Consider the following 22,016-nt stretch of genomic DNA (forward strand, 5'->3'; position numbering starts at 1 on the left):
GACCATCTCGACTGGTCCTTGCCCACCCACCGTCGCGGGACCTTACGCGGCATGGATGCCGCGTAAGAGCCTACATGGACGTACTTGCGGCGTGTCCCGCGACGGTGGGCGGGCAAGGGCCCTGCAGCCAGGCGGAAGATCAACCGCTCTGCAACTGATCTATCCGCACTGTCCAGTCACTTCCACGACAACCTGAATTTCAAGTCGTAGTGTCATCAGGTCAAAAGCCAGTCAATCGAGCGCGCGGAGCCCTCATCGCACCTGGAAGATTGCTGGTTGTTTCGTTGAAACTGCGAGCGCCGCCGACTTGGTACTGCAGCGATCGCAGCCGCGTGTCGCACAACACGCAATCACGCAGTGCACTCAACTTTCGCCACTTTTGACCAGCAGATGCTTGGCGAACATGCCATGCAGCTTGCCGAAGGCGCGCGCCAGATGCAGCGTGACGAACAGCAGCAGCACGCCCACGACAAACAACGGCAGCGTCAGCCAGGGGCTGGTGACATCCACGCCATCCCAGGTCAGCACCGCCGTGTTATCGAACAACAGTGCCAACGGTGAAGCGGCCAAGCCCAGCGACAGCGACAACAACGTGGTGAACACGCTGAAGTAGATCACGCCCAGCGGCAGCATCAGCAGGAAGTACAGCATCGTGCTCCAGGTGCGCGCATCAGTGAACATCGCACCGATGCGTTGCAGCCAGCCACCTTGCGGCCCGGGATGGGCGGGACGACGCGGCATGCGCACACCGAGCAGCGTCTCCACCACGCGGCCTTCCACCAGCGACAGCACACGCACCGACCCGAAAAACAGTACCAGCAGCGGCACACCGATGATCAGGATCAACAGGCCCGCCGACAGACTCGCGCCGGTCACCACCCAGGTGAAATAGAACACCCCGGTGACCAGCGACAGCAGCATGTAGAACAATGCGCCGTACGTGCGCGGGTCGGCCGCGACGCCGAAGAACTTGCCCACCCAGGAACTGCGTTTGGGCGGTAGCGGCGGACGCAGTGCGCGCGTCACCGTCACTTCGGTCTCGCGATAGATCTCGGCCACTTCATCCGGCGCGCCGTAGCTGCTGGCCACGCCGGCGATCACCTCGGCCTCGCTCTTGCCAGCCTGCTCGGCAAGTTCGGCGCGCAGGTATTCCTCGGCGTCGTAGAGTGCGTCCTGGATCATCGCCGGGTCCGCGCCGGCCAGGGCCTGGCGCAACTGGGTCAGGTAATCGGGAATGGTGGTCGGCAACGGACGTGTCTGCGCAATGGTCGTCATGGGTGAGTCCCCTCCAGCACTGAATCAACGGAATCGCGGGTGGCGCGCCAGGCGGCGGTCCAGTCGCGCAGGCAATCACGCCCGGTTTGGGTGATGCGGTAGTAGCGCCGCGGCGGACCGGACGCAGAGGGCTCGACATGGCTCTGCAGCAGCCCTGCCGCTTCCAGATTGCGCAGCACCGGATACAGCGCACTCTGCTTGCCGCTCAGCACGCCATCCAATCGCTCCAGGCGCTTGGCGATCAGGTAGCCATACAGCGGCTCGTCGGCCTGCGCCAGCACTGCCAGCAACGCCAGCGACACGGTGCCGGCGCTCAGTTCTTTCTGAAATTTTCGTAGGTAGGCATCCGGCTCGCTCATCACCATCTCCGCTAGGTCGAAGACGATACTAGTGAGAAGTTAGGTATAGCGGATGTGCTGTTAGTCATGGAGCCGGGTTATGTCATTCGGGATTCGAGATTCCGGATTCGCGAAGGCATGCCGGCCGAGAATTTCCGTGTATCGACTCAAGCGAACTGGAGAAGAATTGGCACAGCAATCGACATGCCCGCTGTTGCGAATCCCCAATCCCCAATGACAAATTCCGGCTCATGTACTTAGAACCATTGGGTTACTGCCTTTACGGCATGGCTCCACTACAGTCCTTGGTCACTGAGCCGATACACCGTGCTCAGGCGACTCACTTTTAGATAGGGCGACACGATGCGACTTGCGCGTTTGGCACGACCGGCCATGGCTGACACTTCCTTTGGTACCACCCGGCGCCTCTGCCTCGCGATCGGGTTGTCGCTGCCTGGCGTGAGCGTTGCACAGGCGCAGACAGCGCCGGTCAATGCCGAGCAGACTCAGCCGGACACCAGCAAATCGCAAGCGCCTGCTGCTGCAGCAGCTGTCCCTGCTGCGCCCGCTGCATCCAAGGGTTACCCGCTCGAAGCGCAGGGCTGGGGTGCCAAACAGGGCGGCAATATGTGGCAGGTGCGCTGGGTCGAAGACTGGTCGTATCTGAAGGATCCGTCCAAGCGCAAGAGCCCGTTCGATCCGCTCAAGTACATCCCGCTCAGCGAATCCGGCGATGTGTATGTGTCGCTCAGCAACGAGCTGCGCGTACGCAGCAACACCATCACCAATCCCGGCCTGATTCCGGGCAGCCATTCGCAGCAGCAGTATCTGTTCCGTGCATTCTTCGGCGCCGACTTCCATGTCGGCGAGCACTTCCGTCTGTATACGGAACTGGCGCACGGCAGTCTGGATGGGCGCAACGAAGGCGCCAAGACCGGCACCCAGGAAAACAACGCGATCCTGCAGCAGGTGTTCTTCGACGTGAAGGGCAACATCGGCGGCGCCGACACCGGTCTGCGTGTGGGCCGTCAGGTGTTCGTCGACGGCCCGACCACATTGATGGCGCTGCGCGACAACACCGATATCTTCGTGACCTTCAACGGTGTGCGCGCCTGGGCGATCGGCGAAAAGACCCGTGTGGACGTGTTCGATTTCAACTTCAATCTGGATGGCACCGAAGGGTTGGGCGACGATCGCATCGACCGCTCGCGGCATTTCCGCGGCGTGGTTGGCGGGTATCGCCTGCCGACCGCCAAGCCGATGTATCTGGAGCCGTTCTTCTATCAGTTCCGTAACGACAATCAGTTGTGGGGCCGGCAGACCGCCGAAGAAAACCGCAATTACTACGGCCTGCGCCTATGGGGCAATGTGGGCAAGCTGCGCACCGATTCGTTCGTGACCGTGCAGCGCGGCAGTTTTGGCGGACGCGATCTGCGTGCCTACATGGCCAGCACCTCCAACGCCTGGACGTTGAGCGACAGCGGCTGGAAGCCACGCGTGGGGTTTCATAGCGAAATCGCATCCGGTGGCGGCGGTACCTCCGGCACCGGCACCTTGCGCAACAACAATTTTCTCTACGGCAACACGATCTATTTCAGCTGGGCGACGTTCTTCGGCCCGGTCAATTTGGTCACCGCCGCGCCGACGTTGATCTTCTCGCCCACGCCCAAGCTCACCGTGAATCTGGAGTGGGAAACCTTGTGGCGCCAGACCACCAGCGATGCGATCTACAACAACCAGGCGCGCGCCTATGCACGCACGCAGAGCACCGGCGAGCGCCGCATCGGCACCATGCCGCGCATTAACGCGACCTGGAACATCGACCCGAACTGGTCGGTGACCTTCCGCGCCGAACACCTGATCGCCGGCCCCGCGCTGACCAAGGCCGGTTACGGCGATTCGACCTTCGTGATGGGGTGGTTGAACTTCCGGTTCTGAGCAAGCGGTACGGTCCCGATCGTTGTTCTGAACTGATCTGCGCCCTGCAATCGGACGCGATGAATGTGTCGGTTTTTATAGCGGCTGATCTGCGGGTTTGCTGCAGGGCCCTTGCCCGCCCACCATCGCGGGACACGCCGCAAGTACGTCCCTGTAGGCTCTTACGCGGCATCCATGCCGCGTAAGGTCCCGCGACGGTGGGCGGGCAAGGACCAGTCAAGATGGTCGGTGTGCGTAGCTTTAAATAAAACAGCCAGCAAACTTTCTGGTGCGGTGTCCTCGCCGCTTGCGGGACCGTGTGGCGGCATGGATGCCGCCACCGAGCCTACATGGACGTACTTGCGGCGTGTCCCGCGAGCGGTGAGGGCACCGCGCGCTCGACTACCCAGGCTTTTGACCTAAGCATTTGACTGCACCTACGACGACGCACCGAATCGAAAGATTGATTGGCTTTGAGTAGTTGGACAGTGCGGATAGATCGCTTGTAGAGCCGACGGTCTCCGGCTTGGCGGCAGGGCCCTCGCCCGCCTACCGTCGCGGGACACGCCGCAAGTACGTCCGTGTAGGCTCTTACGCGGCATCCATGCCGCGTAAGGTCCCGCGGCGGTAGGCGGGCAAGGACCGGTCGAGAGTGTCGGTGTGCATGGTGCAAGCAATGCATGACGTGCGTTGCCTAGATAACGGCGTGTCCGATCATCTTCTCAATGCAGTCAAAACAATGGGCAGGCTTTCAACAAAGCAACCTACAAACTTTCTGGTGCGGTGTCCTCACCGCTTGCGGGACCGTGTGGCGGCATGGATGCCGCCACCGAGCCTCCAGGGACGGATTCACGGCGTGTCCCGCGAGCGGTGAGGGCACCGCGCACTCGACCGACTCGGTTTTTGACTGCATCTAAACGCCACTAACTCCGTTTGATCGATATCGCCGCCGGCTCAGGCGGCCGCTTGCTGCCGGCCAGCGGCCACTGATCTTCCACCACATTCTCCTCGCGCCTGGCGTATTGACGCAGTTGCATGCTCAAGCCATCGGCACCGGGCTGGAGTGGTCGCGCTTGTCCGCGCAGCGCTGGCGGCAAGCCGGCAAGGCGCTGCTCCAGTGCCTGCACATCATTGGAATGATCGCGTAACCACAGCACTGCCGACAGCGCGCGCAATGCGGCCGCGGTGTCCTGGAGCTTGTGCTGATAATGCGCATAGTCAGGGCGTGCCATACCCGCCAACAGACACCCCACCGCATTGGCAATACAGCACATCGATACCGTGTCCGGCACTGGAATCATTGCCTGCGGCACCGCTTGATCCTGCGCCAGCAGGGTCCGCACCGGCGCGCTACACGCCCAGGTATAGGTCGGCGCCATCAGCGCACGGGTGCGCTCGTGGTCAAGCAGACGCAGCGACAACAGATCGTCCCAGGACAGGTCGGTTGCCGGGTCCTTGCGAACCTCTGTCTCGAGCATCGACAGCACCATTCGCGATTCGCCGTGCAAGGCATTGCACAGCGAGACCTCATCGACCGCAAGCGGCGCGAATGCAGTGAGGCATTGCGCGGGCAATGGATGCTGCGTAGGCAGCTCGGCCAGCATTTCAGCAAACAGATGCGCGTTGGTACGCAGCATCGCCGCGCCAACCATCGGCATGATGAGGTTGTCGCCGCTGCGCAGCAGTACCCGCGCAATCCGTGCATCGGCGCAGACGCCCGACAGCGCCTGCTCGGTGCGTCCTTGTACGAAGTCCAACGCGTTGCTGGTCATCGACAGCTTGAACTGCGGCAGTGTCGGTAGCGGGGCGGTGGCGCTGGGCGGGAACGGGCTGCGGTAATCCGCATAGCCCGCAAGATCGCGCGACTTGATCAACTGCGGCCTATGCGCGGCTAGCGCGTCGGCATAGGCTTGCGGCCGTTGACGCACGCGGTCCAGGCACCCGTCATAGCGCGTACACAGTTCCGGGGCCGACGCAGGCCAATCCGGCCGGCGTGGATAGCGTGTGGCGGCGCTTTGCAACAGCATGCCGGCGGGCAGGCGTTCGAACCGCTGCACATCCTGCGCAAGCAGCGCTTCACGCTGTGCATCCGGCACCGCGTACTGCAACGACCATAGCGCGACAAACATGTTGGGCCCACGCAGCGGCAGCGGCGGTTGACGCAGTTGCGCCAACGCCTGGCGTTGTGCCTCAGGAATCGGCCAGCGCGCGGAGATCGCGTACAGGGCAACCAGTAGGGCAACCAGAATGCAGAGCCCCAGCAGGGCCGACTTGAGGAATCTGGCGAGCATGCGTTTGCAACCTTCCGTGGATGAACTGCGCCATCTTAGAGCGGCAGGCACCGGCTCACGCGTGCCATAACGCGTATGCGCACTTGCCGTCTCCCGGGCGAACAAGCACTGCCTCGGGTCTGCACCGGACCCGGCCGAGTGCCTACAATGCGCGGATGTCCGAATCCCCCACTCCGCATCCCCGCCCTTCCCTGCAACGGGTCTTTCTGACCGGTTTGCTCACCCTGCTGCCGGTCTGGTTGACCTGGGTGGTGGTGAAGTTCGTGTTCTCGCTGCTCTCTGGCATCAGCAGCCCGTGGGTGGTGCCGTTGTCCGAACGCATCGCCGCCTCGTTCCCCGACTATCTGGGCTGGATCAAGGCGCTGTGGGTGCAGAACACCATCGCGCTGATCGCCACCGTGGGCGTGATCCTGTTCGTCGGGATCCTGAGCCGGCGCGTGATCGGCCAGCGCCTGTTGCGCTGGTTCGAAGCGATCATGCGGCGCATCCCGCTGGCCAGCGTGGTCTACGACAGCGCGCGCAAACTGCTCGACATCCTGCAGACCCAGCCCGGCAGCACCCAACGCGTGGTGCTGATCGACTTCCCGCATCGCGACATGAAGTCGGTGGGCCTGGTCACGCGTGTGATCAAGGAACAGGGCACCGGCCGCGAGCTGGCGGCGGTGTATGTGCCGACCACGCCCAACCCGACCTCCGGCTATCTGGAGATCGTGCCGGTGGAGTTGCTCACGCCGACCGACTGGACCGTGGATCAGGCAATGAGCTTCATCATCTCCGGTGGCGCGGTGGCGCCGGAGTCGGTGCCCTTCACCCGTACCGCGGATCGCTAACGCCATGACACAGGTGCGTACCCTCGACGATCGTGCGGTCCGTCTGTTCATTGCGCTGGCGGCGTTCTTTTGCGTCAACGCGGCGCTGGCCGAGTTCATCGGCGTCAAGATCTTTGCGCTGGAAGATACGCTCGGCATCGCGCCGCTGAACTGGAATCTGTTCGGCCAGACCGGCTCGCTCAGCTTCACCGCCGGCACCTTGCTGTGGCCGGTAGTGTTCATCATGACCGACACCATCAACGAGTTCTTCGGCAGCCGCGGGGTGCGTTTCATCTCGTGGGTGGCGGTGGCGCTGATCGGCTACGGCTTTGTGTTTGCGTTCGCCGCGATCGCGCTGGCGCCGGCCGGTTGGTGGGTCACTGCGGCGCAGAGCCAGGGCGTGCCCGATTATCAGGCGGCGTTCGCGGCGGTGTTCGGGCAAGGGCTGTGGACGATCGGTGGGTCGCTGGTGGCGTTTCTGTTCGGCCAATTGATCGATGTCTCGGTGTTCCACCGCATCCGCCGCGCCACCGGCGAAAAGCACGTGTGGCTGCGCGCCACCGGCTCCACGGCGGTGTCGCAGTTGGTGGACAGCTTTGTGGTGATCTACATCGCCTTCGTGCTTGGCCCGCAGCATTGGTCCACCGACCAGTTTCTGGCGGTGAGCACGCTCAACTACGTCTACAAAATGGGCTTTGCGATCGCGCTGATCCCGCTGCTGTATCTGGCCCGGCGCGCCATCGGCGCGTATCTGGGCGCTGCACGCGCCGAGCAGTTGCGTGAGGAAGCTGCTGCCGACTGAACGCGGCCGGCAAGACGAACGCGCTCACCGCCAGGTACGCGCAGCGCCCGCAACGGCGTGTCGCACTCGACCGCCGTGTTTCCGAACACGCTCCCGCGCACATCACGACTGCCAGCTCCGTTTTGTCAGCCACTCCGAGCGGACCAAAGTCGCCCGTCGAAATTTTGTTCAATCCGCCAGCGCCCTCGCTGGCCATGCTGTTGCGCCCCGCTATGGACGTCGCGCAATGGATCATCTTGTGGCAATGGCGAGCTTCGCGCTGGTGTGCTCGATTTCGCCCGGCCCGGTCAACCTGGTCGCGCTGAGCACCGGCGCCAGCGCCGGCGCGCGTGCCGGGCATACCCATGTGATCGGGGCCACCGTGGGCTTCGTGGCGCTGCTGTTGTTGGTCGGCATGGGCCTGCAGCAGGTATTGGTGCGCTGGCCGCTGCTCGGACGCGCATTGCATCTGGCCGGGGTGGCGTTTCTGCTCTACATGGCGTGGCGCCTGCTGCGCGACGATGGCGTCATCGATGCTGCCAGACCGCGCCCGGCCGCCTCGTTCTGGAACGGCGCGGCAATGCAATGGCTCAACCCCAAAGCCTGGCTGGCGGCGACCTCCGGCGTGGCGCTGTATGCAACGGCAGACACCAAGCAACTGGCCGGCATTGCGGCGGTGTATGCGCTGATCTGCTATCCCTCGCTGGCGTGCTGGTTGCTGGCCGGTGCAGTGCTGCGGCGGCATGTGCAGGTACCGAAACAGCTACGCCGGTTGAACCGGGTATTGGCCGCGCTGCTGGTGCTCAGCGCCGTCTATCTGCTGAGGGACTTCTGCTGAGGACATGGGGTCCGGCACTGCGATAGTGCCCGGGTGTCACTGCCCACGCGCGTTTGAAGCTGCGCTGCAGATGCGCCTGGTCGGCGTACCCGTGCGCATAGGCGACCTCGGCAATGCCGCCACCGCGACGCAAGGCCTCACGCGCACGCTGAAACCGGCAGTCCAGCAGATACGCGTGCGGGGTCAGACCATGGGCCTGACGAAAACCCCGAATCAAGCGCGGCGCGGGCATCCCGGCCAGCGTGCACAGTTCGCGCAGCGACACCGCACGCGCGTGATGGGCCTGCAGATACTCGGCCACCTGCCGCATCGGCCCGGTATCGACCGCAACCGCACGGCTCATCGGCTCCACATGCAGATGCAGGCGCGCCACGAACGCGATCAACGCGCTCTCGCGTGCAAGCGCATCGGCGTTGTCGTCGATCAGCAGCGCATGCATGCGGTCGAAAGCGGCGTAGGCAGCCGGCGTCTGGCACAACGGCGCTGCCAGCATGTGCACATCCGTATTGGCAGCCAAACCGAGTGCGCGTTGTTGTTCGCGCAGCCACGCCACGTCCAGATACAGCATGCGGAACGACCAGTCCTGCTGCGGATCCGGATTGCAGGCATGTACATCGCCGGGGTTGATCAAGGTCAGCGACTGCGCGCCCACCTGCGCCCGCACGCGTCCATTGCGGTAACGCGCAAGCCCGCGATCCACCGCACCCACCGACCATTGTTCGTGCGTATGCGCCGCATAACAGAGCGTGCGGCTGTTGATCACCTGGCGGAGTTCGACGAAGGGCAATGCCGCATCGCGCCAGAACCCCTGCCCGCCTTGCAGGGGCAACTGCGTCCCGCGTGTCGATTCATCCTGTTGCATACGCGCAAGACTATCGCACTGCAACAGGCGTGTGCGCCGCCCATCTGCAACGCGGGCTTCATGAATTCCAGGCGCGCCCCATGGGCTGGGTGGGTGGCTTGAACGGTGCGGATCGGGCAAGCTCCCCGCTCGCTTGTTCCCGGAGCCGGTAATGCCCCTCAGCTTTTCCCGCCTGCTGTCCCTGGCCATGGCCGCCATCATGAGCCTGTCGCTGGCAGCGCCCGCCGATGCGGCCAAGAAGAAAACCGGCAAGGCACAGACCTCGCAAACGCGCGCGAAGGCGAGCAAAGGCAAGAAGACCGCCAAGCCGGCCGCCAGGACCACCAAGGCTGCCAAAGGGGGCAAAGCCGCTAAGGCCAAGCCGCGCGTCGTCGCCCCGCCCGTGGTGCTGACCAAGGCGCAGCAGCTCAACCTGCTCTACGACCAGTACTGGGATGCCTCGCTCAAGCTCAACCCGCTGCAGGCCACCTTCCAGGGCGAAACCCGCTACAACGACCAGTTGCCCAACTTCCTGTCGCCGGCGTTCCGCCAGCAGTCGCACGACTTCACCGTTCTGTGGCTGGGCAAGGCCGAAGCGTTGGGGCCGGACGGCTTGAGCGGGCAGGACCTGCTCAGCTACCAGATCTTCGTGCGCGATGCGCGCAGCGCACTGGCGGCCGAGCAGTTCCCCAGCTGGATGCTGCCGATCAACCAGTTCTACAACATCGCCAGCATCGCGGTGGTGCTGGGCTCGGGCACCGGCGCGCAGCCGTTCAAGACGGTCAAGGACTACGACAACTGGTCGCGGCGTGCGGTCGGCATCCCCGAGCTGTTCGACCAGGCGATCAGCAATATGCGCGCCGGCATGCAGGCCGGCGTGGTGCAGCCGAAGGTGCTGATGCAAAAAGTGCTGCCGCAGCTGGATGCGATCATCGCGCGCAATGCAGAAGACAGCCTGTTCTGGGGCCCGGTGCGCAACCTGCCGGCAGACATGCCCGAGGCCGACAAGCAGCGCATCACCGCCGAATACAAGCGCTTGATCGAAGTGCGCATCATGCCGGCCTACCGGGAGCTGCGCGGCTTCATCGCCACCGAATACCTGCCGGCCTGCCGCGATACCGACGGACTGACGGCGCTGCCCAATGGCGCGGCCTGGTACGCCTACGACGTGCGTCAGAGCACCACCTCCGAGCTGACCCCGGACCATATCCATCAGATCGGGCTGGACGAGGTGGCGCGCCTGCAGGGCGAGATCGCCGCGCTGGCCAAGCAGGTCAAGTTCCGCGGCAACCTGCCCAAGTTCTACAAGTTCATGCAGACCGACAGGCGCTTCGCCTTCCGCAGCGACACCGAATTGCTGGGTTATTACCGTGGCCTGCAAGGCCGTGTACAGCTGGCGGTGCCGCGCCTGTTCAATGTCCAGGGCATGCCGGCGCTGGAAGTACGCGTGGTGGAACCCCAGCGCGCGCAGGCGGCCGCCAGTGGCTCGTACATGCGCCCCAACGGCGACGGCAGCACGCCGGGCATCTTCTACGTCAACACCTCCGACCTGCCTTCGCGCAAGACCTGGGAGGCCGAGAGCCTGTATCTGCACGAGGCCATTCCCGGCCACCATTTCCAGCTCGGGCTGCAGCAGCAGCTGACCGATCTGCCCAAGTTCCGCCGCCTGGGCGGCGAGACGGCGTATATCGAAGGCTGGGGCCTGTACGCGGAGTCGCTGGGGCGCGAGCTGGGTCTGTATCAGGATCCGTACAACACCTACGGTTATCTGCAGAACGCGCTGTGGCGCTCGATTCGCCTGGTGGCTGACACCGGCCTGCACAGCAAGGGCTGGAGCCGCACCCAGGCGATCGATTACATGCTGGACAACTCAGGCATGAGCCGCACCGATGCCGAAGCCGAGGTCGACCGCTACATGGCCATCCCCGGCCAGGCACTGGCCTACAAGGTCGGCGAGATGAAGATCGCGCAGCTGCGCGAACAGGCGCAACGCGAACTTGGGCCACGCTTCGACGTGCGCGCCTTCCACACCGAAGTGCTCAAGGATGGCTCGGTGCCGCTGGAGATCCTGCAGGACAAGATCCAGCGCTGGATCGCCACGCAAAAAGGCTGAGGCAGCTCAGCCCGCCGTGCGCGCAGCCGCCAACGCGGCGATGTCGCGCGGCGTGGTGCGGCAGCAACCGCCGATTAACCGCGCGCCGGCCGCCAGCCACTGCGCGTGCTGGTCGGCCAAGCTGCATGCCGTCGTACTGCCGGCATGCCAGCGTTTGTCGTCGGCATCGTAGTGCTCGCCCGAATTGGGATACACCACCAGCGGCAGTGACGTCAGCGCGGACAACGTCTGCAAAGCGGCGGTGACATGTTCCAGCGCGATGCAGTTGATGCCCACTGCGATCAACTGCTTGCAGGCATCCAGCGCCGGGATGACCTGTGCCAACGGCGTGCCGTCGCTCAGATGCGCGGCATCGCGCAAGGTGAAGGAAAACCATGCATGCAGCTGTGGAAATTCTTCCAGCAGCAGGCGCAGCGCGACGATCTCGTTAGCCGACGGCAGCGTCTCGCAGGCCAGGACATCCACACCCGCCTCGGCCAACGCGGCGATACGTGGACGATGGAAGTCCATCAGCTGTGCCAACGGCAGAGCGTAGTCGCCGCGATATTCCGAGCCATCTGCCAGATACGCGCCATACGGCCCGACCGACCCAGCCACCCATAACGGCGCGTCCTGTGGATGGGCAAGCAGATGATCGGTGCGCGCCTGCACAGCCAATGCCACGCTGCGTGCGATCAGCGCTTGCGACTGCGCCAGGTCCAGCCCGCGCGCGGCAAAGCCCAACGGCGTGGCCTGGTAGCTGGCGGTGATGGCGCACTGCGCGCCGGCAGCGAAGTAGTCGCGATGCACCTGATAGATCAGCTCCGGCTGCTCCATCAGCACGCGCGCCGACCACAGCGCATCGTTGAGATCGCAGCCGCGTTGTTCCAGTTCGGTGGCGAGCGCGCCATCGAGCAGCACATAGCCATCGTGCTGCAGGGCCTGGCTGAAAGGCGCGTCGGCACGCGGCCGGCGGGGAAGAATCGTCATGCGTGCTGTCTCCGGGCCGCAAGCCATTGTGTGAGTGCGTAGGCGCCGTAGCACAGCGCCACAAACGGGATGCCGCACCACAGCGCGACGCGTTGCTGCGGATCGAATGCCAGCCCGATACAGGCCAGCAGACAGAGCGAAAACCCCAGGATCGGCGTCCACGGATACCACGGCGCGCGATATGCCAGGCTCTCCGGCGCGATGCCGTCGCGCAGCAACTGGCGCCGAAAAAAGTAGTGCGAGGCGCAGATGCTCAGCCACACCACCACCACCGCAAAGCCGGACACCGCCGAGATCGCAACGAACACGGTGTCGGCCGCGTACACGCCGGTGAGCAGCGCCAACAGACCACCGAGCATGCTCAACGCCAATGCAGGGAGCGGGATGCCGCGCCGGGTCAGGCGCGCCAGCCGCGCCGGCAGCGTGCCTTCGTTGGCCAGCGACCACAGCATGCGCGCGGCTGCGTACAGGCCGGAATTGGCCGCCGACAGGATCGCGGTGAGGATCACTGCATTCAAGATGTCGGCCGCATACGGAATGCCCAGCAATTCGAAGGCGCGCACGAATGGGCTGGTCTCCACTGCTGCCTGCTCGGCCGGTAACAGTGCGGCCAGCACCAGCACGGTGCCGACGAACAACACCACCAACCGGACCAGCGTGGTGCGGATCGCCAGCGGAATCGCACGCGCCGGCTGCGCGGTTTCGCCGGCGGCAACACCGATCAACTCGGTGCCGGAGAATGCGAAGTTCACCGCCACCATCGTCATCAAAATCGGCAAGGTGCCCTGCGCAAACCAGCCATCGGCGCGCAGGTGGCGCAGCCCGGGAGCCGGCGAACCATCTGCCAACGGCAACACGCCGATCACCGCCGCACCACCGAGCACGATAAACACCAGGATGGTGATCACCTTGATCAAAGAAAACCAGAATTCGCCCTCGGCAAACCAGCGCGCCGACACCGTGTTCAAGCCGAAGATCAGCGCGCAGAACAACAGACACCACGGCCATGCCGGTGTGTGCGGGAACCAGTACTGCATGCAGAACGCGGCAGCGGTCAGGCTCGATCCCAACGCCACCGTCCAGGTCAGCCAATACAACCACGCCACCACGTAGCCGGTGGCCGGGCCGAGGTAGCGCGCGGCATACACGTGAAAGGCACCGGTCTGCGGCATCGCTACCGCCAGCTCGCCCAGGCACTGCATCACCAGATACACCACCAATGCGCCGATCAGATACGCGATCACCGTGCCCAACGCACCGGTGCTGGCGATGATGTAACCGGTGTTGAAGAACAACCCGGTGCCGATCACACCGCCCAGCGACAGCATCACCAGATGGCGCACCTGCATGCTGCGCTGGAATTGCGGTGCGGCGTTGGAGGTGGGTTCGGGCATCGGCAGGACGGGTCGGTGACTCAGCATCCTGCCATGCGCGCGCAGGCGAGCACAGCCACGCGTTGGCCAGCCGTGACGCGGCACCAACAATCCGCGATGCCGTGCGGCGATACCGCGCGGGGCGTTCTGCCTCGATGCGCTCCAGCGCGCGTCGCGCCTGGCCTGGCCTGGCCTGGTCTGGTCTGGCCTGGTCTGCACGACACGCTCCGGGCACCCGGGCGGTATCCTCGCCACTGCTCATCCGGACCGCTGACATGCCACACCACTTGCACACACGCACCTACGCGAAGACGCAGCGCTGGAGTGCATCTTCGCTGCCTGCACGTATCGCAGATGCCATCAATGTCGCTATCGCCGTCGCTGCATGTGGTGCATCCGTCCTGGCCGCTGGCGACGCGGGGCAGCGCCAGCTCCCCCATCGCATGCGAGGCGCCGCATGATGCTCGCCGGCATTCACCACGTGGCGATCATCGCCGGCGACTATGCGCGCTCCAAGCAGTTCTATTGCGATGTCCTGGGTTTGCGCGTACTCGCTGAGCATTACCGGAAGCCGCGCGATTCCTGGAAGCTGGATCTGGCGCTGCCCGACGGCGGCCAGATCGAGCTGTTTTCGTTTCCCGACGCACCGCTGCGCCCCAGCCGCCCGGAAGCGCGCGGTCTGCGTCATCTTGCCTTCCGGGTCGAAGCGCTGGACGCGGCCGTCGCGCATCTCAACGCGCACGGCGTGGTCACCGAAGACATCCGCATCGACGAATACACCGGCCGCCGCTTCACCTTTTTCGCCGATCCGGACGACTTGCCGCTGGAGCTCTACGAAGTCGGTTGAACAGCAGACCCGGCAGGTTCGGTCACATCCGCCACGGAGGCACGTCGAAGAAGTCAGAGCGATCAACAAAGCTACTGCGCGGCCGCCAGGCGGGCGCTCGGTATGTTTTGTGAGCCGCTGGTAGTCGATGGTCGCTGTGACTTTCGGCGGATGCGGCGATGCGGTAACGCCATGAAGATCGAACCACACCAGGACACAGGAACCGTACATGCTGCAGATCCGTGCATTGTCCAAGACCTACGCCAATGGCGTGCATGCGCTGCAAGGCGTCACCCTCGACATTCCTCGCGGCATGTTCGGATTGCTTGGGCCAAACGGCGCCGGCAAGTCGTCGTTGATGCGCACGCTGGCCACGCTGCAGGAGCCCGATTCGGGTAGCGTCAGCCTGACCGGTGCCGACGGCAGCAGTATCGACGTGCTCTCCGACAAGGACGCCTTACGCCGCCGGCTGGGCTATCTGCCGCAGGATTTCGGTGTGTACCCGAAGGTCAGCGCGCTGGACATGCTCGATCACTTCGCCGTGCTCAAGGGGCTGAGCCATCGCGGCGAGCGCAAAGAGGTGGTCGAGCGGCTGTTGCAGCAAGTGAATCTGTGGGACGCACGCAAGCGCAAGCTCGGCACCTATTCCGGCGGCATGCGGCAACGTTTCGGCATTGCGCAGGCGCTGCTGGGCAACCCGCAATTGGTCATCGTTGATGAGCCGACGGCCGGGCTGGACCCCGAAGAGCGCAATCGCTTTCTCAATCTGCTGGCCGAAATCGGCGAGAACGTGGTGGTGATCCTGTCCACCCACATCGTCGAAGACGTCACCGACCTGTGCCCGACGATGGCCATCATGAACAAGGGCCAGGTGTTGCTGACCGGGCGGCCCGCCGACGCGATCGAGATGCTGCAGCAGCAGGTCTGGCGCAAACAGGTCGCCAAGCAGGCGTTGCCCGATTACGAAGCACGCTTCACCGTGCTGTCCACGCGCCTGATTGCCGGGCATCCGGTGATCCACGTGTTCAGTGCCGACTGCCCGGAGCCGGGCTTCGAACAGGTCGCTCCCGATCTTGAGGATGTCTATTTCCAGCGCCTGCGCAAGCAAGCGCTGGCTGCCTGACGGAGCGCTGCGATGATCCTGGCGTTCCTGCGCTTCGAGCTGCGCGAACAAATGCGCTCGCCCTTCCTGTGGCTGCTGGCTGCGCTGTATGCGTTGCTGGCGTTTGCCGCACTGTCCAGCGATGCGGTGCAGATCGGTGGCGGCATCGGCAACGTGCTGCGCAATGCGCCGACCGTGATCGCCACGCTGCTGGGGCTTTTCAGCCTGCTCGGTCTGCTGGTGATCACCCTGTTCGTCAGCAATGCCTTGCTGCGCGACTTCGACCTGGGCACTGCCGAGCTGGTGTTTTCCACACCGGTGCGGCGGCGCGACTATCTGCTTGGCCGCATCGGTGCGGCGCTGATCGCCGGCATGGTGATGTATGTGGTGATCGCGCTGGGCATGTTCGCCGCGCAGTTCATGCCGTGGATCGATCAGGCACGGCTCGGCCCGGTCGCAGTGCTGCCCTATCTGTGGTCGTTGCTGGTGCTGGTGCTGCCCAATCTGCTGTTCACCACCGCGCTGCTGTCGGTGCTGGCGGTGACCACGCGCAGCATCCTGTGGGTCTATATCGGCGTGATCGTGTTCTTCGTGCTGTATGGCGTGAGCCGTGCGCTGATGGCCGACCTGGACAATGTGTGGATCGCCACGCTGTCCGACCCGCTCGGCATCCGCGCGTTGTCGCAGACGCTGCGCTACTGGTCGGTGGACCAGCGCAATCACCAGTTGCCGCCACTGACCGGCTATCTGCTCGCCAATCGCGCGGTGTGGTTGGGCATGAGCGGTGTGCTGTTCGCCGCCACCTTCGCGCTGTTTCGCACCGAGCGCAGCGGCACGCGTCGGCGCCGTGGCGCTGGCGCGATTGCGCCTGCCGATACGGCGCCCACCAGCACACGCGTCACCACCACGCGCCTGACGGTCACGCCGAGCTTCGGCGTGGCCACCGCCTGGAAGCAGCTGCTGCGGCAGATCCGCTTCGACACGTTGGGCGTGCTGCGCAGTGCGCCGTTCGTGGTGCTGCTGATGCTGGGCCTGGCCAACTTCATTCCGACCGCCTTGTTCAATTCGCGCAATTACGGCACCGCCGTGCTGCCGGTGACCTTGTTGATGCTGGAGGCGCTGCAGAACAGCTACAGCTTTCTGCTGATCATCGTGGTGCTGTTCTATGCCGGCGAGCTGGTGTGGAAGGAGCGCAGCAACCGCATCGACGGCATCACCGACGCGATGCCGGTACCGGATTGGGTGCCGCTGCTTGGCAAATTCGTCGCTTTGCTGGCGGTGATCGCCAGTTTCCAGCTCGCCGGTGCGCTGACCTCGATCGCGCTGCAGCTTGGCCGTGGCTACACCAGCATCGAACCGCTGCTATATCTCAAGACCCTGGCACTGGGCTCGGTGTTGTACGTGCTGATGGGCGGCATGGCCTTGGCGCTGCAGGTGCTGAGCAACAACAAGTTCGTCGGCTATGCGCTGCTGATGCTGGTGTTGATCGGGCAATCGGTGCTGTCGATGCTCGACTACACCCAGAACCTCTACACCTTCGGTGGCTGGCCCAACGCACCATATTCGGACATGAACGGCTACGGGCACTTTTTGCCAGGGCAATTGTGGTTCCAGGGCTATTGGGGCGTGTTCCTGCTGGCCTTGCTGTTGCTGTCCTCGGCATTCTGGCCGCGCGGCGTGGGCCACGGGTTGCGACAGCGTGTGCGGCTGGCGTTGCGGCGCCTGCGCAGCCCGACCGGTGCGGCATTGGCGGCCACCCTGCTCGGCTTCGCGGCGGTCGGCGGCTGGCTGTACTGGAACACCAACATCTACAACAGCTTCCTGTCGCCGGAACAGCGGCTGGACCTGCAGGCGCGCTACGAGCGCGATTACCGCAAGTACAAGGATCTGCCGCAGCCGCGCATCGTCGCGATCGACAACCATGTCGATCTGCATCCAGAAACCCAATCGGTCGTCATCGATGCCACCTGGACAGTGCGCAACACCCACACCGCGCCGATCAGCGAGGTGCACATCGGCATGCAAGGCCGCACTGGCGACCGCAGCCTGGTGAAGGTGGATCTAGGCGGGCAGACCCTAACCATGCACGACGTCCCGGCCGGCTACCGCATCTATCGCCTGCAAAAGCCGCTGCAACCTGGCGAAGAGCGCGTGTTCCGCTTCCGCGTGGACCAGCATCCGCACGGCCTCACCGCCGAACAGGCGCAAACCGAATTGGTCGACAACGGCAGCTTTTTCAACAATACCCTGCTGCCCTGGTTCGGCTACAACACGCAGACCGAGATCACCGACCGCAACGACCGCCGCAAGCGCGGCCTGGGCGAACCCACGCGCATGCCCAAGCTGGAAGATCAGGCCGCGCGTGCCAACAGCTACGTCAGCAACGATGCCGACTGGCTCGGTTTTGCCAACACCGTCTGCACCGCACCGGATCAGATCGCCCTGGCACCGGGCTATCTGCAGAAAGAATTCCAACGCGATGGCAGGCGCTGCTTCCGCTACGTGATGGACCGCCCGATGCTCAACTTCTACGCCTACCTGTCGGCACGCTGGGAAGTGCGCAAGGCGCGTTACAAGAACATCCCGATCGAGATCTATTACGACCCCAAACACCCGTACAACGTGCAACGCATGATCGAGAGCGTGCAGAAATCGCTGGCCTATTACGAAGCCAATTTCAGCCCGTATCAGCACCATCAGGTGCGCATCATCGAGTTCCCCGGCTACGCGCGATTTGCGCAGTCGTTCGCCAACACCATTCCCTACTCCGAGTCGATCGGCTTCATTGCCGATCTGCGCGACAAGAACGATATCGACTACGTGTTCTATGTCACCGCCCACGAAGTGGCGCATCAATGGTGGGCGCATCAGGTGATCGGTGCCAATGTCCAGGGCGCCACCATGCTGTCGGAATCGCTGGCGCAGTATTCGGCGTTGATGGTGATGGAACGCGAGTACGGACGCGCCCACATGCGTCGCTTTCTCAAGTACGAACTGGACCGCTATCTGGAAGGCCGTGGTGGCGAAACCATCGAGGAATTGCCGCTGTATCGCGTGGAAGACCAGCAATACATCCACTACCGCAAGGGTTCGCTGGCGTTTTACCGACTGCGCGAAGAGATCGGCGAGCAGGCGCTCAACCGCGCGTTGCAGCGCTTCCTGGCCGCCAAGGCGTTCGAACAACCGCCTTACACCACCTCAGCCGAGCTGCTGCAGACCATTCGGGCCGAGGCGCGCCCGGACCAGCAAGGGCTGATCACCGACCTGTTCGAAAAGATCACCTTCTACGACAACCGCGTGGTGAGCGCGCAGGCACGCAAGCGCCCCTATGGGCGCTATGAGGTCACCGTGCAGACGCATGCGGCCAAGTTGCAGGCCGACGGCAAGGGCAAGGAGCATGCAGTGCCGCTGGACGACTGGATCGAAGTGGCGATCTACGGGAAGGCCGCTGGCAAGGACGCGCAAGCACCGGTGCTGTACCTGCAGCGTCAACACATCACCAGCGCCGCGCCGAGCTTTACCGTCACGGTCGACGGCCTGCCTGCCGAAGCCGGCTTCGACCCGGACAACAAGCTGATCGACCGCGTGCCGGCGGACAACCGCAAGCAGGTGACGCTGCAATAGCCGAATGAACGCATGCCGCAGCGCGTCTTTCCGCCACCATACTCCACGGTATACATTGCGATCAGGCCGCCGACGGCGGCCACAGCAATCCCTGGGAGGGGACACATGCGCAAGACCTTCAAGACCCTGATGCTGGCCCTGCCGCTGGCTGCGGCCTCGCTGCTGGCCCAGGCCGCCGACTCGCCGGTAGGCCGCTGGAAGACCATCGACGACGAGACCGGCAAGCCCAAGTCGGTGGTGCAGATCGAACAAACCGGCAACGGCACGCTGAGCGGCAAGGTGGTGGACATCCTGCAATCGGACAAGGGCCCGAACCCGCTCTGCGACAAATGCGATGGCGCCCAGAAAGGCAAGCCGATCAAGGGCATGACCATCCTGTGGGGCCTCAAGCCCGACGGCACCGCGGTGTGGAGCGGCGGCTCGGTGCTCGACCCGGCCAAGGGCAAGACCTACAAGGCCAAGGTCACCCTGACCGACGGCGGCAAGAAGTTGCAGATGCGCGGTTATGTGGGTATCGAGGCGCTGGGCCGTACTCAGACCTGGATTCGTGAATAGCCGGGATTGGGGATTGGGGATTGGGGATTGGGGATTGGGGATTCGCAAGAGCGGGCGTCCTTCGGGGCGCCTTTTTTGTGCGTCGGCGATTTTTGGGGGCTTGTTCTATTGGGCGGGATCATCGGCTGCTGGTGCCGCAGCGATGGCTGACGCCGCGCGTCTGGACAGGCAGGCGGCCTGATCCTGCTTTGACGAATCCCCAATCTCCCAGCCCCAATCCCGGCTCACGACTAATGCGATAATCGCCCGTCCCCCGCATTACGCCTGCCATGACCCGCACCGCACTCGTCACCACCGCCCTGCCCTACGCCAACGGGCCGCTGCATCTTGGCCATCTGGTCGGCTATATCCAGGCCGACATCTGGGTGCGCGCGCGCCGCTTGCGCGGCGACAAGACCTGGTTCGTCTGCGCCGACGACACCCATGGCACGCCGATCATGCTCGCCGCCGAAAAGGCCGGCGTGACACCGGAAGCCTTCATCGCCAACATCCAGGCCAGCCATGAGCGCGATTTCGCCGCGTTCGGGGTGACCTTCGATCATTACGATTCGACCAATTCGCCGGTCAATCGCGAGCTCACCGAGGCCTTCTACACCAAGCTCGAGGCCGCCGGTCACATCAGCCGTCGCTCGGTGGCACAGTTTTACGACCCGGCCAAGGGCATGTTCCTGCCGGATCGCTACATCAAGGGCATCTGCCCCAACTGCGGCAGCGCCGACCAATACGGCGACAACTGCGAGGTCTGTGGCGCCACGTATGCCCCGACCGAGCTGAAGGAGCCCAAATCGGTGATCTCCGGCGCCACGCCCGAACTGCGCGATTCGGAGCATTTCTTCTTCGAAGTGGGCCATTTCGACGGTTTCTTGCGTGAGTGGCTGGCTGGCGATGTCGCACTGCCGGGCGTCAAGGCCAAGCTCAAGGAATGGCTGGATACCGAAGGCGGCCTGCGCGCGTGGGACATCTCGCGCGATGCGCCGTACTTCGGCTTCCAGATTCCCGGCCAGCCGGGCAAGTATTTCTACGTGTGGCTGGACGCGCCGATCGGCTATCTGTGCAGCTTCAAGACGCTGTGCGCGCAGATGGGCGAGGACTTCGACGCGCATCTGGTCGCCGGCACGCAGACCGAGCTGCATCACTTCATCGGCAAGGACATCGTCAATTTCCACGGCCTGTTCTGGCCGGCCGTGCTGCACGGCACCGGCCATCGCGCGCCGACCCATCTACATGTCAACGGCTATCTGATGGTAGACGGCGCCAAGATGTCCAAGTCGCGCGGCACTTTCGTGATGGCGCGGACCTTCCTGGACGTGGGCCTGGAGCCGGAAGCGCTGCGCTACTACTTCGCGGCCAAGTCCTCTGGCGGTGTGGATGATCTGGATCTCAATCTGGGCGATTTCGTCACGCGGGTGAACTCCGATCTGGTCGGCAAGTTCGTCAACCTGGCCAGCCGCTGCGCCGGCTTCATCGGCAAGCGCTTCGACGGCAAGCTGGCCGACACCCTGCCCGACCTGGCGCAATACGAGCGCTTCGTCGCCGCGTTGGCGCCGATCCGCGAGGCCTATGAGCGCAACGATGCGGCCAGCGCGATCCGCCAGACCATGGCGCTGGCCGACGAGGCCAACAAGTACATCGACGACACCAAGCCATGGGTAATCGCCAAGCAGGAAGGTGCCGATGCGCAGCTGCAATCGGTATGCACGCAGGGTTTGAACCTGTTCCGCATTCTGGTCGCCGCACTCAAGCCGATCCTGCCGCGCACCTGCGCCGAGGCCGAGGCTTTCCTGTCAGCACCGATGACCAGCTGGGAAGACGTCGCGCGCCCGCTGACCGCACACACGATCCAGCCCTACACCGCCCTGTTCACCCGTATCGACCCCAAACTGATCGACGCCATGACCGACGCTTCAAAAGACACTCTCTCTGCGCCCGCAGCACCGGCTGCGGCCACCGTCAGCGCTGCAAAGGTGACCAAAACCGATGCAAAAGCGGCTACGCCGGCCAATCCCCCCGCCTCCGTCTCGAATCCAGGTCTTATTGGCATCGACGATTTCGCCAAGCTCGACCTGCGTATCGGCAAGGTGCTGGTGTGCGAGTTCGTGGAAGGCTCCGACAAGCTGCTGCGCTTCGAACTGGACGCCGGCGAGCTGGGCAAGCGCCAGATCTTCTCCGGCATCCGCGCCAGCTACGGCGAACCCGAAACGCTGGTCGGCCGCAGCGTGGTGTTCATCGCCAACCTGGCACCGCGCAAGATGCGCTTCGGCATCAGCGAAGGCATGATTTTGTCGGCCGGCTTCGATGGCGGCGCGTTGGCGTTGCTGGATGCCGATGGTGGCGCGCTGCCGGGGATGCCGGTTCGGTGAGGCG

General features: G+C 64.1%; 16 protein-coding genes. 10 read left to right on the top strand and 6 right to left on the bottom strand.

The genetic code is table 11. The features are described 5' to 3' along the window. Nucleotides 1-363: 363 nt before the first annotated feature. Together AC1PLU_RS15330 and AC1PLU_RS15335 are read right to left on the bottom strand one after the other, a co-directional pair. The gene (locus AC1PLU_RS15330) at nucleotides 364-1,275 is read right to left on the bottom strand and encodes a sensor domain-containing protein (RefSeq protein ID WP_176340578.1); all 912 of its coding nucleotides are present in this window, start codon (nucleotides 1,273-1,275) and stop codon (nucleotides 364-366) included. Beyond that, on the bottom strand, nucleotides 1,272-1,634 hold the full coding sequence (locus AC1PLU_RS15335; protein ID WP_162498259.1) for a PadR family transcriptional regulator: 363 nt from the start codon (nucleotides 1,632-1,634) through the stop codon (nucleotides 1,272-1,274). The genes AC1PLU_RS15330 and AC1PLU_RS15335 overlap by 4 nt, the downstream gene beginning before the upstream one ends. 342 nt (nucleotides 1,635-1,976) lie before the next feature. Here AC1PLU_RS15335 and AC1PLU_RS15340 point away from each other — a divergent pair, with 342 nt between their 5' ends. Further along, nucleotides 1,977-3,551 (top strand): alginate export family protein, encoded by a 1,575-nt coding sequence (locus tag AC1PLU_RS15340; RefSeq protein WP_481106660.1) that lies wholly within the window; start codon nucleotides 1,977-1,979, stop codon nucleotides 3,549-3,551. A gap of 902 nt (nucleotides 3,552-4,453) precedes the next feature. On the opposite strand, the gene AC1PLU_RS15345 is transcribed toward AC1PLU_RS15340, so the two are convergent. Further along, nucleotides 4,454-5,821, bottom strand: coding sequence for a hypothetical protein (locus tag AC1PLU_RS15345; protein WP_481106661.1), 1,368 nt, complete (start codon nucleotides 5,819-5,821; stop codon nucleotides 4,454-4,456). Nucleotides 5,822-5,976: 155 nt separating this feature from the next. Here AC1PLU_RS15345 and AC1PLU_RS15350 point away from each other — a divergent pair, with 155 nt between their 5' ends. From AC1PLU_RS15350 to AC1PLU_RS15360, 3 genes are all read left to right on the top strand, one after another. Next, complete coding sequence (locus tag AC1PLU_RS15350) at nucleotides 5,977-6,651, top strand: DUF502 domain-containing protein (protein WP_023903330.1); 675 nt, start codon at nucleotides 5,977-5,979, stop codon at nucleotides 6,649-6,651. A gap of 4 nt (nucleotides 6,652-6,655) precedes the next feature. Further along, nucleotides 6,656-7,432 carry a queuosine precursor transporter gene (locus AC1PLU_RS15355; protein ID WP_115038507.1) on the top strand — a complete coding sequence of 259 codons (777 nt, stop codon included), beginning with the start codon at nucleotides 6,656-6,658 and terminating at the stop codon, nucleotides 7,430-7,432. A 226-nt stretch (nucleotides 7,433-7,658) separates the two neighbouring features. Continuing rightward, a complete protein-coding gene (locus AC1PLU_RS15360; RefSeq protein ID WP_481106662.1) occupies nucleotides 7,659-8,249 on the top strand; it encodes a LysE family translocator in 591 nt (196 codons plus the stop codon). On the opposite strand, the gene AC1PLU_RS15365 is transcribed toward AC1PLU_RS15360, so the two are convergent. Further along, nucleotides 8,215-9,078 carry an AraC family transcriptional regulator gene (locus AC1PLU_RS15365; protein WP_481106663.1) on the bottom strand — a complete coding sequence of 288 codons (864 nt, stop codon included), beginning with the start codon at nucleotides 9,076-9,078 and terminating at the stop codon, nucleotides 8,215-8,217. The genes AC1PLU_RS15360 and AC1PLU_RS15365 overlap by 35 nt on opposite strands. Before the next feature lie 184 nt (nucleotides 9,079-9,262). On the opposite strand from AC1PLU_RS15365, the gene AC1PLU_RS15370 reads away from it, so the two are divergent. Beyond that, the gene (locus AC1PLU_RS15370) at nucleotides 9,263-11,203 is read left to right on the top strand and encodes a DUF885 domain-containing protein (protein WP_481106664.1); all 1,941 of its coding nucleotides are present in this window, start codon (nucleotides 9,263-9,265) and stop codon (nucleotides 11,201-11,203) included. Between the two features lie 6 nt (nucleotides 11,204-11,209). Here the strand turns inward: AC1PLU_RS15370 and mmuM are convergent, their stop codons facing one another. Together mmuM and mmuP are read right to left on the bottom strand one after the other, a co-directional pair. Further along, entirely contained in the window at nucleotides 11,210-12,172 is a 963-nt protein-coding gene (gene mmuM / locus AC1PLU_RS15375; RefSeq protein WP_481094978.1) for a homocysteine S-methyltransferase, read from the bottom strand. Beyond that, nucleotides 12,169-13,566, bottom strand: coding sequence for an S-methylmethionine permease (mmuP, locus tag AC1PLU_RS15380; protein ID WP_481106665.1), 1,398 nt, complete (start codon nucleotides 13,564-13,566; stop codon nucleotides 12,169-12,171). The genes mmuM and mmuP overlap by 4 nt, the downstream gene beginning before the upstream one ends. Before the next feature lie 436 nt (nucleotides 13,567-14,002). Between mmuP and gloA2 the strand changes: the two genes are divergently transcribed. The 5 genes from gloA2 to metG all read left to right on the top strand — a co-directional run bounded on the left by gloA2 (nucleotide 14,003) and on the right by metG (nucleotide 22,012). Then, nucleotides 14,003-14,392: an SMU1112c/YaeR family gloxylase I-like metalloprotein gene (gene gloA2, locus AC1PLU_RS15385; protein WP_481106666.1), complete on the top strand. Its 390-nt coding sequence runs from the start codon at nucleotides 14,003-14,005 to the stop codon at nucleotides 14,390-14,392. Nucleotides 14,393-14,600: 208 nt separating this feature from the next. Continuing rightward, nucleotides 14,601-15,494 carry an ABC transporter ATP-binding protein gene (locus tag AC1PLU_RS15390; RefSeq protein ID WP_481106667.1) on the top strand — a complete coding sequence of 298 codons (894 nt, stop codon included), beginning with the start codon at nucleotides 14,601-14,603 and terminating at the stop codon, nucleotides 15,492-15,494. Between the two features lie 12 nt (nucleotides 15,495-15,506). Then, complete coding sequence (locus AC1PLU_RS15395) at nucleotides 15,507-19,097, top strand: ABC transporter permease/M1 family aminopeptidase (RefSeq protein WP_481106668.1); 3,591 nt, start codon at nucleotides 15,507-15,509, stop codon at nucleotides 19,095-19,097. 105 nt (nucleotides 19,098-19,202) lie between these two features. Then, on the top strand, nucleotides 19,203-19,652 hold the full coding sequence (locus AC1PLU_RS15400; protein WP_006450214.1) for a DUF2147 domain-containing protein: 450 nt from the start codon (nucleotides 19,203-19,205) through the stop codon (nucleotides 19,650-19,652). 269 nt (nucleotides 19,653-19,921) lie between these two features. Continuing rightward, nucleotides 19,922-22,012 (top strand): methionine--tRNA ligase, encoded by a 2,091-nt coding sequence (gene metG / locus AC1PLU_RS15405; protein ID WP_481106669.1) that lies wholly within the window; start codon nucleotides 19,922-19,924, stop codon nucleotides 22,010-22,012. The last annotated feature ends 4 nt before the right edge of the window (nucleotides 22,013-22,016 follow it).

This window comes from Xanthomonas sp. NCPPB 2933, assembly GCF_056725225.1.

Excerpts from the sequence above, each read along its gene's own strand:
- AC1PLU_RS15330 (WP_176340578.1), bottom strand. The coding sequence starts at position 1,275 with ATGACGACCATTGCGCAGACACGTCCGTTGCCGACCACCATTCCCGAT.
- AC1PLU_RS15335 (WP_162498259.1), bottom strand. The coding sequence starts at position 1,634 with ATGAGCGAGCCGGATGCCTACCTACGAAAATTTCAGAAAGAACTGAGC.
- AC1PLU_RS15340 (WP_481106660.1), top strand. The coding sequence starts at position 1,977 with ATGCGACTTGCGCGTTTGGCACGACCGGCCATGGCTGACACTTCCTTT.
- AC1PLU_RS15345 (WP_481106661.1), bottom strand. The coding sequence starts at position 5,821 with ATGCTCGCCAGATTCCTCAAGTCGGCCCTGCTGGGGCTCTGCATTCTG.
- AC1PLU_RS15350 (WP_023903330.1), top strand. The coding sequence starts at position 5,977 with ATGTCCGAATCCCCCACTCCGCATCCCCGCCCTTCCCTGCAACGGGTC.
- AC1PLU_RS15355 (WP_115038507.1), top strand. The coding sequence starts at position 6,656 with ATGACACAGGTGCGTACCCTCGACGATCGTGCGGTCCGTCTGTTCATT.
- AC1PLU_RS15360 (WP_481106662.1), top strand. The coding sequence starts at position 7,659 with ATGGATCATCTTGTGGCAATGGCGAGCTTCGCGCTGGTGTGCTCGATT.
- AC1PLU_RS15370 (WP_481106664.1), top strand. The coding sequence starts at position 9,263 with ATGCCCCTCAGCTTTTCCCGCCTGCTGTCCCTGGCCATGGCCGCCATC.
- mmuM (WP_481094978.1), bottom strand. The coding sequence starts at position 12,172 with ATGACGATTCTTCCCCGCCGGCCGCGTGCCGACGCGCCTTTCAGCCAG.
- mmuP (WP_481106665.1), bottom strand. The coding sequence starts at position 13,566 with ATGCCCGAACCCACCTCCAACGCCGCACCGCAATTCCAGCGCAGCATG.
- gloA2 (WP_481106666.1), top strand. The coding sequence starts at position 14,003 with ATGATGCTCGCCGGCATTCACCACGTGGCGATCATCGCCGGCGACTAT.
- AC1PLU_RS15390 (WP_481106667.1), top strand. The coding sequence starts at position 14,601 with ATGCTGCAGATCCGTGCATTGTCCAAGACCTACGCCAATGGCGTGCAT.
- AC1PLU_RS15395 (WP_481106668.1), top strand. The coding sequence starts at position 15,507 with ATGATCCTGGCGTTCCTGCGCTTCGAGCTGCGCGAACAAATGCGCTCG.
- AC1PLU_RS15400 (WP_006450214.1), top strand. The coding sequence starts at position 19,203 with ATGCGCAAGACCTTCAAGACCCTGATGCTGGCCCTGCCGCTGGCTGCG.
- metG (WP_481106669.1), top strand. The coding sequence starts at position 19,922 with ATGACCCGCACCGCACTCGTCACCACCGCCCTGCCCTACGCCAACGGG.